The following is a 15,612-nucleotide window of genomic DNA, read 5'->3' on the forward strand; positions in this document are numbered from 1 at the left end:
GATTTGAGCAGTTCTGCGTCTGCTCGCCACGAAGCCCGGAGACGACGAACGCCCCGACCCAAAGGGCCGGGGCGTTCGTACTTCAGAACTGCTAGGCGTTGCCTGCGAGCTTCTCCCGCAGAGCGGCCAGCTGGGCGTCGCTGGCCAGCGAACCGCCGGCCGACTCACCCTCGGAACGCGACGAGCTGCTGGAGGACGACGGGCGGGCAGCCTCTTCGGCCTCGGCAGCGGCGAACTTCTCCATCTGCGCGGTGTGCATCTTGTGCCGACGCTCGGCCTCGGCGTACCGGGCCTCCCATTCGGTGCGCTGCTTGTCGAAGCCCTCGAGCCACTCGTTGGTGTCGGCATCGAAGCCCTCGGGGAAGATGTAGTTCCCCGCATCGTCGTAGCTGTCGGCCATGCCGTACTTGCTGGGGTCGAATTCCTCGGTGTAGTCCTCGTTGGCCTGCTTGAGGCTCAGCGAGATCCGGCGACGCTCCAGGTCGATGTCGATGACCTTGACCATGGCGTCGTCGCCGACCTGGACCACCTGGTCCGGAACCTCGACGTGGCGCTCGGACAGCTCCGAGATGTGCACCAGACCCTCGATGCCCTCTTCGACGCGGACGAACGCACCGAAGGGCACCAGCTTGGTGACCTTGCCCGGCACGATCTGGCCGATGGCGTGGGTGCGGGCGAAGTGACGCCACGGATCTTCCTGAGTCGCCTTGAGCGACAGCGAAACCCGCTCGCGGTCCATGTCGACGTCGAGCACCTCGACGGTGACCTCGTCGCCCACGGTGACGACCTCGGACGGGTGGTCGATGTGCTTCCAGGACAGCTCGGAGACGTGCACCAGGCCGTCGACGCCGCCGAGATCGACGAAGGCGCCGAAGTTGACGATCGAGGACACGACACCCTTGCGGATGGCACCCTTGGTGAGCTGGTTGAGGAACTCGCTGCGCACCTCGGACTGGGTCTGCTCCAGCCAGGCGCGACGGCTCAGAACCACGTTGTTGCGGTTCTTGTCGAGCTCGATGATCTTGGCCTCGATCTCCTTGCCGATGTACGGCTGCAGATCGCGGACGCGACGCATCTCGACCAGCGATGCGGGCAGGAAGCCGCGCAGGCCGATGTCGAGGATCAGGCCGCCCTTGACGACCTCGATGACGGTGCCCTTGACGGCCTCGTCCTTCTCCTTGAGCTCCTCGATGGTGCCCCAGGCGCGCTCGTACTGAGCGCGCTTCTTGGACAGGATCAGGCGGCCTTCCTTGTCCTCCTTGGTGAGGACCAGGGCTTCGACCTCATCGCCCACGGAAACGACCTCATTGGGGTCGACATCGTGCTTGATGGACAGTTCGCGGGAAGGGATGACACCTTCGGTCTTGTAGCCGATATCGAGCAGGACCTCGTCGCGGTCCACCTTGACGATGGTCCCTTCGACGATGTCGCCATCGTTGAAGTACTTGATGGTCTTGTCGATAGCGGCGAGGAAGTCTTCCGCGGAGCCGATGTCGTTGACGGCTACCTGCGGGGAAGTGACGGAGGGACTTGGCATGTGGTGGCTTGCTCCGGACAGGTTCAATCGTAGGGACAATGAGTTTGTGCTTTGTGGTTGTGCTGCACAATCGCGGGCCGGGCGGCAGATTCGACACCAGACTCATCGATGATGCGGTGTTCCCGCGGGGCCCGAGACATGACGGAACGCACAGGTACTGTTCGAGGGTACTAGAGGTGGTACACGCTGGACAAACCCGGCCCCCGCGGCCGGCTGTGGTTAGTCTCCTCACGTGCCCGCGCCGACGCCACCTTCGCACCTGCCGATCTGGCCGCCGACCGTTCGTAAGGTCGGTGCCCCGCTGGCGGTGATCATCGGCCTGAGCGTCATCGTCGGGCTGCTGATGATCCTGCTCACCGCGACCAACCCGGTGGGCACCGCCATCGGATTCGCCCTGTCCAGCATCGCGATCACCCTGGTGGTGCTCTGTTATCTGTGGCTGGACCGCTGGGAGCCCGAACCTCCGCGGCTGCTGATCCTGGCCTTTCTGTGGGGCGCCTCGGTGGCCATCATCTTGTCTCTGGTCCTTGAGCTGTGGGCCGATGCCGTGTTCATCCCGACCCCGGGCCTGCCGGAGGGTTTCGAGTCGACCGCATTGCGCGCACCGATCATCGAGGAAGCTGCCAAGGGCCTGTTCCTGCTGATCATGATGACCGGCCGGCGCCGCCACGAGCTGAACTCGCTGACCGACTGCCTGGTGTACGCCGGTCTGGTCGGAGCGGGTTTCGCGTGGTTCGAGGACATCCTCTACATCGCCAACAGCGAGTCGCCGGCCGGCTCGCTGGTGACCGCCGCGCTGCGGCTGATCATGGCGCCGTTCGCCCATTCGCTGTTCGTCTCGGCGCTGGCCGTCGGGGTGTACTTCGCGCTGCATCGGCGCAATCCGCTGGCCAAGCTGGGCTGCATCGTGGCCGGATATGTCGGCGCGGTGGTGCTGCACGCGATGTGGAACGGGTCGTCGGTGATCAGCATCGAGGCGTACTTCCTGGTGTACGTGTTCTGGATGATGCCGGTGTTCGTGCTGGCGATCTGGCTGGCGGTCAAGAGCAGGCACCGCGAGCAGGAGGTGGTGGCCGCCAAGCTGCCGAACATGGTGGCCGCCGGCCTGGTGACCGCGAACGAGGCCAGCTGGCTGCGGTCCATCCGCACCCGCAAGCTGGCCGTCGCCGAGGTCACCCGACATCGCGGCAAGGCCGCGGGCAAGGCGGTGCGGGGTTTCGCATCTCAGGTCGTGGAGCTCGCCTTCGTGCGGGATCGCATCGACCGGGGGTTCGGCGACGCCCGGGTGCAGGCGATGCTCACCGAGGAAGCCCATCGGGTGCATGCGGCGCGGGCCGCCACACCGGATCTGCAGTACCTGGCCGCCTACCGGATACCCGGTCCCTGACGAAGGCCGGCTCGGCGGCCCCGCCGGATCACCTGCCAGCACACCAGCCCGGCCTGCAGACCGAAGGCCACCGAGATCATCGATATCAACGTCGCCGGCAGCGCCGAATCCCCGTCGGCGCCGAACAACTCGGTGACACCGATCAGCCCCATCGAGCCGGGAACCAACAACCAGAACCCGGGCAGAATCATGGTGATCGCGGGCGGCGCGCCACGCCGTCGCGACACCGCCAGCGCCACCAGCGTCAGCACCAGACCGCCGCAGAAGCCGCTGGCGTAGCTGCCGAGCAGCAGGTCGCCGGCGTACTGCGCGGTGAAGGCGGTGTAGGTGATGAGCAGCAGCCAGGGCAGGAACGACACCGGTGGTGCCAGGAACAGCAGCACGCCCAGGCTGTAGACGGCGACGCCGAGCCATGGGGCCCACCAGCCGATGTGGTTGACCGCCTCCGAGCTCAGCTGGTCCTCGCGCATGCCGAGCAGCTGGGAGGCGATGAGAATCCCGAACGCCAGCTGGATGATCTGCACGAAGCCGGCGATCAATCTGCTCGTGCCGGCGATGACATCACGCGAGGTCAGCTCGATCACCGCCAGGGTGATCGCCGCGCCCGGCAAGAACACCGCAAGCGGCGGTATCAGCGCACGCAGCCCGACATGATCGAGGTCCAGTCGCAGCGCCGCCACGATGCAGATCGAGGCGACCGCGAAGGCACTGATCGCGGGCACCAACTGGGCCAGGATCGGGACACGCTGACCGGCGACCAGCAGACCGCCGACCATGGCGCCGAGGGCCAGCGCGGCGAGCACGTTGAGAAATGTGGGTTCCAGCACCAGGGACAACCCGGCGCTCTGGATCCCGTAGCCGATGATGGTCACCCAGGAGGGGTAACGCCGGGCGGTCGCGCCGATGGCATCCAGTCGGCTTTCGCCCTGTTCTGCGGACACCCGGCCGGCCAGGGCATCCGAGACCAGGCGGGCCAGCGGAAAGATCTGATCGAACCGCAGGTCGGCGTCCACCCGGGCACCGTGCACCGAAGTGCCGCCGGAGCCGTCCGGGCCGACCACCTGGACGTGGTTGGGCAGCGCGATGCCGTCGTTGCGCACCCCGAACCGGGCCGCGGTGCGGTCGAGCGTCTGGCGCACCAGCGTCACCGGGTAGTTCGCAGCGCACATGGCCGCACCCAGCCGGGCCAGGAAGCGGATCTGCTGATCGCCGTCGGAGTTCATCGGCACTGGGCCCTGACGCGGCGCTAGTGCGCCGCGGCGTCCCAGCTGCGTCCGAAGCCGACCGAAACCTCCAGCGGCACGTCGAGCGGGTACGCGTTGCCCATGTGTTCGCGCACCAGCTTCTCGAGCTCCCCCCGTTCCCCTTCTGAGACCTCGAACAGCAGCTCGTCGTGCACCTGCAGCAGCATCCGCGATGCCAACCCGGCCGATTTGATGGCCTGGTCGACGTTGATCATGGCCACCTTGATGATGTCGGCGGCGCTGCCCTGGATCGGGGCGTTGAGCGCGGCCCGCTCGGCCGCCTCCCGGACGTTGCGGTTGCTGCTGTCCAGCTCGGGCAGGTACCGGCGTCGACCCAGCACCGTGGAGGTGTAACCGTCCTTGCGGGCCTGGTCGACCACGTCACGCAGGTAGTCGCGGATGCCGCCGAACCGGTCGAAGTACCGGTCCATCTGTTCTTTGGCCTCTTCGGTGCTGATCTTCAGCTGCGCCGAGAGACCGTAGGCGCTCAGCCCGTAGGCCAGGCCGTAGGACATCGCCTTGACCCGGCGGCGCAGCTCCGGGGTGACCTCGTCGATCGGCACGTCGAAGGCCCGTGACGCGACGAACGAGTGCAGGTCCTCACCGGTATTGAAAGCCTCGATCAGACCCTCGTCCCGCGACAGATGCGCCATGATGCGCATCTCGATCTGGCTGTAATCGGCGGTCATCAGTTCGGCGTAACCCTCGCCCACGACAAACCCGTCGCGGATCCGGCGGCCGGCCTCGGTGCGGATAGGGATGTTCTGCAGGTTCGGCTCGGTCGACGAGAGCCTGCCGGTGGCTGCGATGGTCTGGTTGAACGTGGTGTGGATTCGGCCATCTGCGGCCGTCGATGCCAGCAGTCCGTCGACGGTGACCTTGAGCCGGGTGGCATCCCGATGGGCCAACAGGTGCTGCAGGAACGGATGCCCGGTCTTGTCGAAAAGCCCCTGCAACGCATCGGCATCGGTGGTGTAGCCGGTCTTGGTTTTTTTCGTCTTGGGCATCTCGAGCTCGTCGAACAGCACGACCTGCAGCTGTTTGGGCGACCCGAGGTTGATCTGCTTGCCGATCACCGCGTAGGCCGCCTCGGCCGCGTCGCGGATATAGTCGCCGAACTCGTTCTGCAGCCCGCGCAGGAACTCCACGTCTACCGCTATCCCGGTGCTCTCCAGTTCGGCGAGCACCCGCTGCACCGGCAGCTCCATGCGCTCCAGCAGCGAGGAGGAGTCGATCCGGGCCAGCTCTTCGTCGAGCGCATCGGCCAGGTCCATCACCGCGGAGGCTCGCAGCAGCAATGCCTGCACTGCCTGCTCGTCCACGCCCTCGTTATCGTCGAGTAGCGAAAGCTGTTGTTGCTCTGGGTTTTCGGCACGCAGCTCGCGCTTGAGATAGCGCAGCGACAGGTCATCGAGCGCAAAGCTGCGCTGGCCGGGCCGCACCAGGTAGGCGGCCAGCGCGGTATCGGAGGTGACGCCGGCCAGCTTCCAGCCGCGACCCTCCAGGTCGTGCATGGCGAGCTTGGCCTCGTGCAGCGCCTTGGGCGGGCCCGGGTCGGCCAGCCAGGCCGCCAGGGCGGCTTCGTCGTCGGGATGGATCGTGGCGGTGTCGATATAGCGCCCGTCACCGTCGTTGGCGACGATCGCCAGCGCGGTGGCATCACTGTCGAAGGCAAGGTGCGTGCCGACCACGGCGACACCGAACCGGTTGCCCAGGCTGTGCTCGGCCAGCCAGGCCGCCAGCTCGCCGGGCGCCAACGCCCCGCCCCGCACGTCGAAACCCTGGTCGACCTCCGGGTCCGCCGAGGCCAGCGTGTCGAAGAGCCTATCGCGCAGCACCCGGAACTCCAGGTCATCGAAGAGCCGGTGGATCTGATCGCGGTCCCAGGGCAGCATCCGCAGGGTGTCCGGAGTGTGCGGCAGCGGCACGTTCTTGACCAGCTCGGTGAGCTCACGGTTGAGCACCACCGAGGACAGGTTGGCGCGAAGCGCGTCGCCGACCTTGCCCTTGACCTTGTCCACATTGTCGACAAGACCCTGCAGGGAGCCGTGTTCGACGATCCACTTGGTCGCGGTCTTCTCCCCCACCCCCGGGATGCCCGGCAGGTTGTCACTCGGGTCGCCGCGCAGCGCGGCGAAATCCGGGTACTGCGCGGGAGTGAGGCCGTACTTCGCCGCCACCGCTTCCGGGGTGAACCGGGTCAATTCACTGACGCCCTTGACCGGGTACAGGATGGTGACATCGTCGCTCACCAACTGCAGTGAGTCCCGGTCTCCGGTGACCACCAGCACCCGGTACCCGCCGTCCTGGGCCTGGGTGGCCAGGGTGGCGATGATGTCGTCGGCCTCGAATCCGGGCTCGGCCAGCACGGTGATGCCCAGCGCACCGAGCACCTCCTTGGTGATGTCGATCTGCCCGCGGAACTCGTCAGGGGTGGCCGAGCGGCCCTCCTTGTACTCCGGGTACTTCTCCTTGCGGAAGGTCTGGCGGGAGACGTCGAACGCGGCGGCGATATGGCTGGGTTGCTCGTCGCGGAGCAGGTTGATCAGCATCGCGGTGAATCCGTAGACCGCATTGGTGGTCAGACCGCCCTGGGTCTTGAAGTTCTCGGCGGGCAGCGCGTAGAAGGCCCGGAAGGCCAGCGAGTTGCCGTCCAACAGCATCAGGGTCGGCTTCTGACCATCGGTCGACGGGTCGCCGGCCGGTTTCTTGGCGGTGCTCTCGGTCTTCGCGGGGCTCACGCACCCAACTCTAGGCACCCGCTCCGACAGTTCCGCACCGCTACCCTGAGCGGTCGCGGCCTGCAGTCGCCCGATCACGCAGCAGGCGCGCGGCCGGACCGCTCATGTCACGTCGCCACGCCCACACCAGTCGTCCCCGCAGCGCCGGGTCGAGGTCCACCGCGTGCAGTCCGGGGCGGTTGCGGGCCATCGACTCGGGCAGGATCGCGACGCCGAGCCCATGTGCGCCCAGGTCGGCGAGTTCCCGCGGACTGCTCGCCTCGAACGCCACGTTCGCGGTGATTCCTGCTTCGGCACAGGCATTGTCGAGGCGCATCCGCAGTCCCGTCCCGACCGGCAGGGAGATCAGCGGGTGGCCGGACAGTTCGGCCACCGGCAACCGCGACCGGCCGGCCAGCGGATGATCCGCGGCCACCGCCGCGACGACGGCCTCGTCGGTCACCGTGTGGACATCCAGCCCGGGCGGATGCTCGTCGACGCCGAGGGAGACGATGGCCAGATCGAGCCGTCCGTCGGCAAGCTTGTCCAGCAACGCATCGGAATTGTCGGTCGCCAAGGTGATTTCGACCGCCGGGTACTGCGCGTGGAAGTCCGCGATCAGTCCGGCGATATCCACCGGATGCAGTGTCACCGTGCCGATCGCGACCGCTCCCCGGACCAGGCCGGCGACCTCGTCGACCGCGCGTCGGGCCGAGCGCACGGCAGCCAGCGCCGCGCGCGCATACGGGAGGAGCGCTATACCGGCCTGGGTCAGCCGGACATCCCGGCTGGAGCGGGTCAGCAGCGTCTGGCCGACCTGGCGCTCCAGGCGCCGGATCTGTGCGCTCACCGCCGGTTGCGCCACCCGCTCCCGCTCGGCGGCCCTGGTGAAACTGCGCTCCTCAACCACCGCCACGAAGTACTCCAGTTGCCGCAGCTCCATAACTTCTGATTATAGATACTAGAACAAACATGTGTTGGAGTTATTAAGGCTGTTCACGCAGGCTTGTTGACATGGACGAACAGATGGTGATCGCCGGAGCCGGAATCGGCGGCCTGAGCGTCGCGTTGACCCTGCACGCACGCGGTGTCCGCACCGTCAACCTCGAACGCGTGAGTACCTTGCGCCCCCTCGGCGTGGGGATCAACCTGCTGCCGCACGCGGTCCGGGAACTGGACGAACTCGGACTGGCCACCGCGGTACGCGATATCGCGATCGCACCGCATTCGATCGAGTTCTACGCCTCCTCCGGCGACCTCCTGTTCCGCGAACCGCGCGGGCTGGCCGCCGGGGACAGCCACCCGCAGCTGTCGGTCCATCGCGGGAGGCTGCAGATGCTGCTGCTCGACGCCGTCACCGAGCGCCTCGGCGATGGCGCGGTCCGAACCGGAGTCGGTGTCACCGGATTCACCCAGGGTGCCGACGGCGTCCATGTGCACACCACGGCCGGAAAGATCTGCGGCGCAGCGCTGATCGGCGCGGACGGAATCAACTCGGCGGTACGCCGCACCCTTCACCCTGGGGCCGACCCGCTGATGTGGTCGGGTATCACGATGTTTCGCGGGGCCGCCGACATTCCGGCATTCCTCGATGGGCAGACCATGGCGATCGTCAAGGGTGATGACGGAATCGAACTGGTGGCCTATCCGATCGGCGAGCGTTTGGTGAACTGGGTTCTGCAGGTTCCCAACGGATCTGCAGGCGAGCTCGACGGTGACGCCCAGTGGAACTCGACGGCCGACGCTGCGCAGGTGCGCACGCACGTCGCGGACTGGCGGCTGGACCGGCTGAACCCGGCGGCCCTGATCGAGGCAACCGAACAGATTTACCGGTACCCCATGGTCGACCGGGAACCATTGCCGCACTGGGGAACCGATCGGGTGACCCTGCTCGGCGACGCGGCACACCCGATGTATCCGGTGGGGGCCAACGGCGGATCCCAGTCCATCGTCGACGCCAGGGTGCTGGCCGACGCGTATGCCGCGCTAGGGATCCCCGGGCTGCGCCGCTACGCCGAGCAGCGACGCCGCGAGACCGCCGAGGTGATCGTCGCCAACCGCGATATGCAACGCGCGTCCGGTCGCACTTCTGCCGATCTGCAACGCATCACCGCCAAGTACCGCCACGACACGGCGAGGAGTAACCACTGATGCCCACCTACATATTGATTCCCGGAATGTGCCACGGCGCGTGGTGTTTCGATGATCTGGCAGCGGCACTGCGCGCCGAGGGCCACCGCGTGCTGGCAGTGACACTCACCGGTGTCGCAGAACGAGCCCACCTGTTGCCGGGCGGGGTCAACCTGGACACCCACATCCTCGACGTCGTCGGCGCCATCGATGCAGGTGCCGACGGCGATGACGCACTCGTCCTGGTCGGGCACAGCTACGGCGGGATGGTGATCACCGGCGTCGCCGACCGCATACCGCACCGGGTGGCATCGCTGGTGTTCGTCGACGCGGTGGTCCCCCACGATGGTGAGTCCTGCTGGGATCTGGTCAACGAGGAGGAACGTCAGTGGTATGTCGGCGTCGATGCGACCGGTTTCGGCGTCCCACCGATGCCGTTCTTCGACGACCGCGCGACCGCGCACCCGTTGGCCACCGTCCTGCAGCCGCTGCGACTCGACGGCGATCTGAACCGGTTTCGTCGGCGGGTCTTCGTCTACGCATTGGGTTGGCCTGGTGATTCGCCGTTGCGGCCCTCCTACGAGCGGGTGCGCGACGATCCGAGCTGGGTTGTCCACGAACTCGACGGCAAGCACAACCTCATGCGCGACAACCCCGACGATCTGCTGCGCATCCTGCTGGCCCCGACCTGAGAACTGCAACACGTTTCAGTTTCGCGCTCGGTCTGGGTATTCTGACGTCCGTGCCAGCAGCATCGACAGCTCCCGCGGTGGAAGGGTGGTTCGCCACCGACGAGTCCGGGGCCACGCATCTGATCGGCGGTAAGTGCACCGCCTGTGCCACCTATGTCTTCCCGCCCCGGGAAAACAACTGCCCCAACCCCGGCTGCGACAGCGACACCCTGGCCTTGGTCCCGCTCTCCCGGCGCGGCACCGTGTGGAGCTACACCGAAAACCGGTACGCCCCTCCCCCGCCCTATCCCTGCCCAGACCCCTTCGAACCCTTCGCCGTCGCCGCGGTCGAACTGGCCGACGAAGGACTGATCGTGCTCGGCAAGGTCGTCGAGGGCACCCTGGCCGCCGACCTCAAGGTCGGCATGGTCATGGAGCTGACCACCATGACCCTCTACACCGACGACGACGGCACCGCACGCACCACCCACGCCTGGAGGATCGCTCAGTAATGGCAACCGAACCGGTTTACATCCTCGGCGCAGGCATGCACCCCTGGGGCAAATGGGGCCGCGACTTCACCGAATACGGCGTTGTCGCCGCACGCGCCGCCCTGGCCGAGGCAGGCCTGGACTGGCGCCAGATCCAGCTGGTCGCCGGCGCGGACACCATCCGCAACGGCTACCCCGGCTTCGTCGCCGGGGCCACCTTCACCCAAAAGCTCGGCTGGAACGGCATCCCCATCACCTCCAGCTACGCCGCCTGCGCCTCCGGATCCCAAGCACTGCAGAGCGCCCGCGCCCACATCCTGGCCGGCCTGTGCGACGTCGCCCTGGTCATCGGCGCCGACACCACCCCCAAAGGCTTCTTCGCCCCCGTGGGCGGGGAACGCAAAAACGACCCCGACTGGCAACGCTTCCACCTCATCGGCGCCACCAACACCGTCTACTTCGCCATGCTGGCCCGGCGTCGCATGGACCTCTACGGCGCGACCCTCGAAGACTTCGCGAACGTCAAGGTCAAGAACGCCCGCCACGGCCTGAACAACCCCAACGCCCGCTACCGCAAAGAAGCATCCGTCGAGGATGTGCTCGCCTCCCCGGTCGTCTCCGACCCACTACGGCTGCTCGACATCTGCGCCACCAGCGACGGCGCCGCCGCCGTCATCGTCGCCTCCAAAGCATTCACCGAGAAGCACCTCGGTTCGGTTGCCGGTGTCCCGTCCGTGCGCGCGGTGAGCCTGCAGTCTCCGCAGTACCCGCAGCATCTGCCCGAGCTGCCCGATATCGCCACCGACTCCACCGCAGTCGTGCCCGGGCCGGAGCGGGTGTTCAAAGACCAGATCCTCGATGCCGCCTACGCAGAAGCCGGCATCGGCCCCGAAGACCTGTCCCTGGCCGAGGTCTACGACCTGTCCACGGCACTGGAACTCGACTGGTACGAACACCTCGGACTGTGCCCACGCGGCGAAGCCGAACAGCTGCTGCGCTCCGGCGCCACCACCATCGGCGGCAAGGTTCCCGTCAACGCCTCCGGTGGTCTGGCCAGCTTCGGCGAAGCCATCCCCGCCCAGGCCATCGCCCAAGTCTGCGAACTCACCTGGCAGCTCAAAGGCCAGGCCACCGGCCGCCAGGTCGAGGGCGCCACCGTCGGCATCACCGCCAACCAAGGCCTCTTCGGTCACGGCTCCTCCGTCATCGTCGCCACCTGACGCCGATACCCCACCGCACCGGGCCGCGACACCGCTGCACGCACATCCGCGCGAAGATGGTGTCGTGAGCGAGAGCGTCGTCGTGCGGGTCAAACCCGGCAGCCGCAAGGGTCCGCTCGTCGAGGTCGGTGATGACGGGGAACTGACCGTCTATGTGCCCGAGCGCGCGGTGGACGGAAAGGCCAACGCGGCCGTCACCAAGCTGCTCGCCGCCCATCTGGGGGTACCGCGCAGTCGGCTGGAGCTGGTGTCCGGGGCAACCGCGCGGGTGAAGCGATTCCGCATCGCCTGACGTGAGCGTGCGTGAACTCCGCCGCGAACCCGGCGTGTCGGGCTGCAGACACGCACGCTCGCCGGGAAGTGGGAAGAGGGGCAGTTAGGCGACGCCGAGGTAGGCGGCGCGGATGCTGTCGTCGTGCAGCAGGTCGCGGGCGACCCCGGTGCGGGTCACCTCACCGGTCTCCAAGATGTACGCGCGGTCCGAACGGCTGAGCGCCTGCTGCGCGTTCTGCTCGACCAGCAGCACCGTCGTGCCCTGACTGTTGATCTCGGAGATGATCTTGAAGATCTGCGATATCACCATGGGCGCCAACCCCATCGACGGCTCGTCGAGCAACAACACCTTGGGCCGCGCCATCAGCGCCCGACCGATGGCCAGCATCTGCTGTTCCCCACCGGAGAGCGTGCCACCGACCTGCGTGCGTCGTTCGGCCAACCGCGGAAACGTCGTCAACACCCAGTCGAGCTTCTCGTCATGTTCGGCCTTTGACGGGAATTTGCGTCCATAGCAACCCATCTCGAGATTCTCGATGATGGTCATGCCCGGAAACACCCCGCGACCCTCGGGAGCCTGGATGAGTCCGTCGGCAACCCGCTTGTGCGCCTTGACCTTGCTGATGTCGACACCGTCGAACCAGACCGAGCCCGATGTCAACGAGAGCAGACCCGAAATGGCCCGCATCATGGTGGTCTTGCCTGCGCCGTTGGATCCCAGCAGGGTCACCAACTCGCCTTCGTGCACGATCAGCGACACACCGTTGAGGGCTCGGATCCTGCCGTAGTGCACGACGATATCGCGCACCTCGAGAAGGACCTTGCGGGAATCGACATCATGCGAGTTCGTCATCGGGCACTCCCAGGTAAGCGGCGATGACCGCCGGATCCTCGCGGATTTCTGCGGGCAGGCCGTCGGCGATCTTGCGGCCGAACTCCAGCACCACGATGCGGTCGGTCACCCCCATCACCAGCCGCATGTCGTGTTCGATCAACAACACGGTGTACCCGTCATCGCGGATCTTGCGAATCAGGTCGATCAGGGCCGACTTCTCGCTCGGGTTGAACCCGGCCGCGGGCTCGTCGAGGCACAACAGCTTCGGTTCGGTGGCCAGCGCCCTGGCGATCTCCAGGCGACGCTGATCACCGTAGGGCAGATTCTTGGCCTTCTCCTCACCACGATGGGCGATACCCACGAAGTGCAGCAGCGCCGCCGAGCGCTCGATGGCCGACTTCTCTTCCCGGCGGTGCCGACCCGACCGGAACAAGGCGCCGGGCACCGAGGTGTGGTGACGTGCATCGGTGCCCACCATGACGTTCTCCAGTGCCGTCATCTCACCGAACAGCCGGATGTTCTGGAACGTGCGGGCGATGCCGAGGCGGGTGATCTGGTGGCGTTTGATACGCCCGATGGGTGACCCGTCGAAGGTCACCGATCCCGAACTCGGCCGGTACACCCCGGTGATGGCGTTGAAGCAGGTGGTCTTTCCCGCACCGTTGGGTCCGATGAGGCCCAGGATCTCACCGCGTCTGATGTCGAACGTCACCGCGTCAAGGGCGGTCAGTCCACCGAACTTGACCGTGAGATCGTTGGTCTGCAACAAGACGTCGCCCTGATCGGTCTGGATCTCACGGTGCACGCCGGCGATCTCGGCGACGTTGTCCTCGAAGTTCTCCGGCGCGCTCATTTGGCCGGCTCCGTGTCGGTCGGGTTGGCCCGTAACAGTTTTCGTGCCGCCTTCGCGTATGTCAGCAGGTGTTGACGGGCCGGGAACAGACCCTGGGGCCGGAAGATCATGAGCACCACCAGCGCCAGTCCGAAGAAGAGGTACTTGAGGTTGCCCATGTCGATGCCGAGGAAGTGCACACCGAGCAGTCGGTTCGGCAGGTAGACGATGATGAACGCGCCGAGGATGACGCCCAGCTTGTTGCCCTGCCCGCCGAGCACGACGGCGCACAGGAACAGCATCGAGTTGATGATGTTGAAGGTGGGCGGTGCGACGTACTGGACCTGGCCCGCGTACAGCGCACCGGACAGTCCTCCGATGGCCGCGCCGATGGTGAACGCCCAGAGCTTGAACTTGAACGCGTTGACGCCCATCACCTCGGCGGCGTCTTCGTCCTCGCGGACCGCGATCCACGCGCGGCCGACGCGGCTGCGCTCGAGATTGCCGACGAGCAGCAAGATGATGACGACGAGCACGAGACCAAGCCAGAACCACCAGGTTCCGTAGTTGGTGTCACCGCCGGAGTTGGATACCGAGAACACGCCTTCGGGGTGCTGCTCGGTTTCCAGGAAGTGCGGGAAGGCCACTTCGTTGAGGCCGCGCGGGCCGTTGGTGACATCGGAGAGGTTGTCGGCGAGCAACCGGATGATCTCACCGAACCCGAGGGTGACGATGGCCAGGTAGTCGCCGCGCAGTCGCAGCGTCGGGGTGCCGAGGATCAAACCACTGAGCGCGGTGATCGCCATCGCGATGGGCAGGCAGGACACCCAGGCCCACGGCGTGCTGAAGAAGCCCGAGGCGCTCATCTGGTTCCACGGACTCTCCGGGCTGGTCAGCAGCGCCACCGTATAGGCGCCCACGGCATAGAACCCGACATAGCCGAGGTCCAGCAGACCCGCCTGACCGACCACCACGTTGAGCCCGATGGCGATGATGGCGATCATCGCGAACTGCGCCATAGTGCCACCGAAGCTGATGCCCGGCGTGTCGATGAAACCCGGTGTGAAAAGCGGTGAAAGCGCCAACCCGGTGAACAGCACGACGCCGAACACCCATTTCTGCGGGCGATTCAGACCGTCCCACCAGTCCATGACCTTCGCCCAGGGGCTCATACGCGTGCCTTTCCGAGGCTCTCACCCAGGATGCCGGTCGGTCTGACCAACAACACCAGCACCAGGAGGACGAAGGCGACCACATCGCGCCACTGGGTGCCGAAGACGGCCTGCCCGTAGTTCTCCATCACCCCGAGCAGCAATCCGCCGAGCAGTGCGCCGCGCAGATTGCCGATACCGCCGAGCACCGCCGCCGAGAAGGCCTTGATCCCGAGCAGGAATCCGCCAGAGTAGATGATGCCCTGGGGCACCTTCAACGTGTACAGCAAGGCCGCGGCACCGGCGAGCAGGCCGCCGATCAGGAAGGTCGTCATGATTACCCGCTCCCGCGAAACCCCCATCAGGGTGGCGGTATTGGGATCTTGGGCGACGGCGCGCACCCCGCGTCCCAGCTTGGTCCGGTTGAGTGCCAGATCGGTGAGCAGCGCCAGCACCAGCGCCGAGCCGATGATGACGATGGTGGTGTTGGAGATCGCCACCCCGAAGATCTCGAACTGGGTTCTCGGTTGCACCAACACGATCGGTTGTTGGGCGTTGGGTCCGCCGTAGCCGGGGATCAGCGTCGGCAGGATGAACAGCACGAATTGCTGCAGGACGAAGGACATGCCGATGGCGGTGATGAGGAAGGTCAGCGCACGGGCGTTTCGTTTGCGCAGCGGGCGGTAGGCGATGAATTCCAACCCCACCGCCGCACCGCCGGAGACCAGCATGGCGAACAGCATGGCCACGGCCAGGTACAGGATCGTCAGCGCGATGCCCTTGTTGTAGGCATTACCGCTCGGGGTGAAGCCCAGGATGACGTCGAGGGCGAAGTAGGCACCGAACATTCCCAGCATGAAGATCTCGGAATGCGCGAAGTTGATCAGTCGCAGCACACCGAAGACGAGCGTGTAGCCGACGGCGACCAGTGCATAGATCGCACCCCATGACAGGCCGTCGATCGTCAACTGCCAGAAGCTGTCGACCAGCGCACCGACGTTGAAATTGATGTTGGCGGCCAAGTTCATCCGGGACGGGGCTCCTCAGTGTGTCGTGGGCTCGCAATGGTCCGAGACGAACGAAGCGCGTCCGAGGGCAGGCGCTCCCGGACGCGCTTCGCG

The 15,612-nt window shown here is 66.3% G+C and carries 14 protein-coding genes; 6 read left to right on the top strand and 8 right to left on the bottom strand.

The genetic code is table 11. The features are described from left to right. Positions 1-91: 91 nt before the first annotated feature. Complete coding sequence (gene rpsA, locus FBY28_RS03480; RefSeq protein ID WP_019511500.1) at positions 92-1,537, bottom strand: 30S ribosomal protein S1; 1,446 nt, start codon at positions 1,535-1,537, stop codon at positions 92-94. 232 nt (positions 1,538-1,769) lie between these two features. Between rpsA and FBY28_RS03485 the strand changes: the two genes are divergently transcribed. After that, positions 1,770-2,924, top strand: coding sequence for a PrsW family intramembrane metalloprotease (locus FBY28_RS03485; RefSeq protein WP_141864278.1), 1,155 nt, complete (start codon positions 1,770-1,772; stop codon positions 2,922-2,924). On the opposite strand, the gene FBY28_RS03490 is transcribed toward FBY28_RS03485, so the two are convergent. The 3 genes from FBY28_RS03490 to FBY28_RS03500 all read right to left on the bottom strand — a co-directional run bounded on the left by FBY28_RS03490 (position 2,903) and on the right by FBY28_RS03500 (position 7,831). Next, positions 2,903-4,147 carry a threonine/serine exporter family protein gene (locus FBY28_RS03490; protein WP_141864280.1) on the bottom strand — a complete coding sequence of 415 codons (1,245 nt, stop codon included), beginning with the start codon at positions 4,145-4,147 and terminating at the stop codon, positions 2,903-2,905. The two genes, FBY28_RS03485 and FBY28_RS03490, sit on opposite strands and share 22 nt — an antisense overlap. 23 nt (positions 4,148-4,170) lie before the next feature. After that, positions 4,171-6,831 (bottom strand): DNA polymerase I, encoded by a 2,661-nt coding sequence (polA, locus tag FBY28_RS03495; protein ID WP_174241773.1) that lies wholly within the window; start codon positions 6,829-6,831, stop codon positions 4,171-4,173. 118 nt (positions 6,832-6,949) lie between these two features. Continuing rightward, on the bottom strand, positions 6,950-7,831 hold the full coding sequence (locus FBY28_RS03500) for a LysR family transcriptional regulator (protein ID WP_141864285.1): 882 nt from the start codon (positions 7,829-7,831) through the stop codon (positions 6,950-6,952). 71 nt (positions 7,832-7,902) lie between these two features. On the opposite strand from FBY28_RS03500, the gene FBY28_RS03505 reads away from it, so the two are divergent. From FBY28_RS03505 to FBY28_RS03525, 5 genes are all read left to right on the top strand, one after another. Further along, entirely contained in the window at positions 7,903-9,039 is a 1,137-nt protein-coding gene (locus FBY28_RS03505) for an FAD-dependent monooxygenase (RefSeq protein ID WP_216847478.1), read from the top strand. Then, the gene (locus tag FBY28_RS03510; protein WP_141864287.1) at positions 9,039-9,710 is read left to right on the top strand and encodes an alpha/beta fold hydrolase; all 672 of its coding nucleotides are present in this window, start codon (positions 9,039-9,041) and stop codon (positions 9,708-9,710) included. The genes FBY28_RS03505 and FBY28_RS03510 overlap by 1 nt, the downstream gene beginning before the upstream one ends. Positions 9,711-9,760: 50 nt before the next feature. Next, on the top strand, positions 9,761-10,201 hold the full coding sequence (locus FBY28_RS03515; RefSeq protein WP_141864289.1) for a Zn-ribbon domain-containing OB-fold protein: 441 nt from the start codon (positions 9,761-9,763) through the stop codon (positions 10,199-10,201). After that, positions 10,201-11,400, top strand: coding sequence for a lipid-transfer protein (locus tag FBY28_RS03520; RefSeq protein WP_141864290.1), 1,200 nt, complete (start codon positions 10,201-10,203; stop codon positions 11,398-11,400). Before FBY28_RS03515 ends, FBY28_RS03520 begins: the two co-directional genes overlap by 1 nt. A gap of 64 nt (positions 11,401-11,464) precedes the next feature. Further along, on the top strand, positions 11,465-11,692 hold the full coding sequence (locus FBY28_RS03525) for a DUF167 domain-containing protein (RefSeq protein ID WP_141864292.1): 228 nt from the start codon (positions 11,465-11,467) through the stop codon (positions 11,690-11,692). A gap of 84 nt (positions 11,693-11,776) precedes the next feature. Here FBY28_RS03525 and FBY28_RS03530 read toward each other — a convergent pair whose 3' ends face one another. Genes FBY28_RS03530 through FBY28_RS03545 form a run of 4 tightly spaced genes read right to left on the bottom strand, consistent with a single transcriptional unit; the run spans position 11,777 to position 15,519 of the window. After that, on the bottom strand, positions 11,777-12,526 hold the full coding sequence (locus FBY28_RS03530; RefSeq protein ID WP_141864294.1) for an ABC transporter ATP-binding protein: 750 nt from the start codon (positions 12,524-12,526) through the stop codon (positions 11,777-11,779). Beyond that, entirely contained in the window at positions 12,510-13,361 is an 852-nt protein-coding gene (locus FBY28_RS03535) for an ABC transporter ATP-binding protein (RefSeq protein ID WP_141864296.1), read from the bottom strand. The genes FBY28_RS03530 and FBY28_RS03535 overlap by 17 nt, the downstream gene beginning before the upstream one ends. Further along, positions 13,358-14,512, bottom strand: a complete 1,155-nt coding sequence (locus FBY28_RS03540) for a branched-chain amino acid ABC transporter permease (protein WP_141864298.1) — start codon at positions 14,510-14,512, stop codon at positions 13,358-13,360. The genes FBY28_RS03535 and FBY28_RS03540 overlap by 4 nt, the downstream gene beginning before the upstream one ends. Further along, the gene (locus FBY28_RS03545; protein WP_036462328.1) at positions 14,509-15,519 is read right to left on the bottom strand and encodes a branched-chain amino acid ABC transporter permease; all 1,011 of its coding nucleotides are present in this window, start codon (positions 15,517-15,519) and stop codon (positions 14,509-14,511) included. Before FBY28_RS03545 ends, FBY28_RS03540 begins: the two co-directional genes overlap by 4 nt. Positions 15,520-15,612 lie beyond the last annotated feature (93 nt).

The sequence above is a fragment of the Arthrobacter sp. SLBN-53 genome, from assembly GCF_006715585.1.
In the GTDB taxonomy this organism is placed as follows: Bacteria; Actinomycetota; Actinomycetes; order Mycobacteriales; family Mycobacteriaceae; genus Mycobacterium; species Mycobacterium neoaurum_A.

Excerpts from the sequence above, each read along its gene's own strand:
- FBY28_RS03510 (WP_141864287.1), top strand. The coding sequence starts at position 9,039 with ATGCCCACCTACATATTGATTCCCGGAATGTGCCACGGCGCGTGGTGT.
- FBY28_RS03540 (WP_141864298.1), bottom strand. The coding sequence starts at position 14,512 with ATGAGCCCCTGGGCGAAGGTCATGGACTGGTGGGACGGTCTGAATCGC.
- FBY28_RS03520 (WP_141864290.1), top strand. The coding sequence starts at position 10,201 with ATGGCAACCGAACCGGTTTACATCCTCGGCGCAGGCATGCACCCCTGG.
- FBY28_RS03500 (WP_141864285.1), bottom strand. The coding sequence starts at position 7,831 with ATGGAGCTGCGGCAACTGGAGTACTTCGTGGCGGTGGTTGAGGAGCGC.
- FBY28_RS03490 (WP_141864280.1), bottom strand. The coding sequence starts at position 4,147 with ATGAACTCCGACGGCGATCAGCAGATCCGCTTCCTGGCCCGGCTGGGT.
- FBY28_RS03505 (WP_216847478.1), top strand. The coding sequence starts at position 7,903 with ATGGACGAACAGATGGTGATCGCCGGAGCCGGAATCGGCGGCCTGAGC.
- FBY28_RS03530 (WP_141864294.1), bottom strand. The coding sequence starts at position 12,526 with ATGACGAACTCGCATGATGTCGATTCCCGCAAGGTCCTTCTCGAGGTG.
- rpsA (WP_019511500.1), bottom strand. The coding sequence starts at position 1,537 with ATGCCAAGTCCCTCCGTCACTTCCCCGCAGGTAGCCGTCAACGACATC.
- FBY28_RS03535 (WP_141864296.1), bottom strand. The coding sequence starts at position 13,361 with ATGAGCGCGCCGGAGAACTTCGAGGACAACGTCGCCGAGATCGCCGGC.
- FBY28_RS03545 (WP_036462328.1), bottom strand. The coding sequence starts at position 15,519 with ATGAACTTGGCCGCCAACATCAATTTCAACGTCGGTGCGCTGGTCGAC.
- polA (WP_174241773.1), bottom strand. The coding sequence starts at position 6,831 with ATGCTGTTGGACGGCAACTCGCTGGCCTTCCGGGCCTTCTACGCGCTG.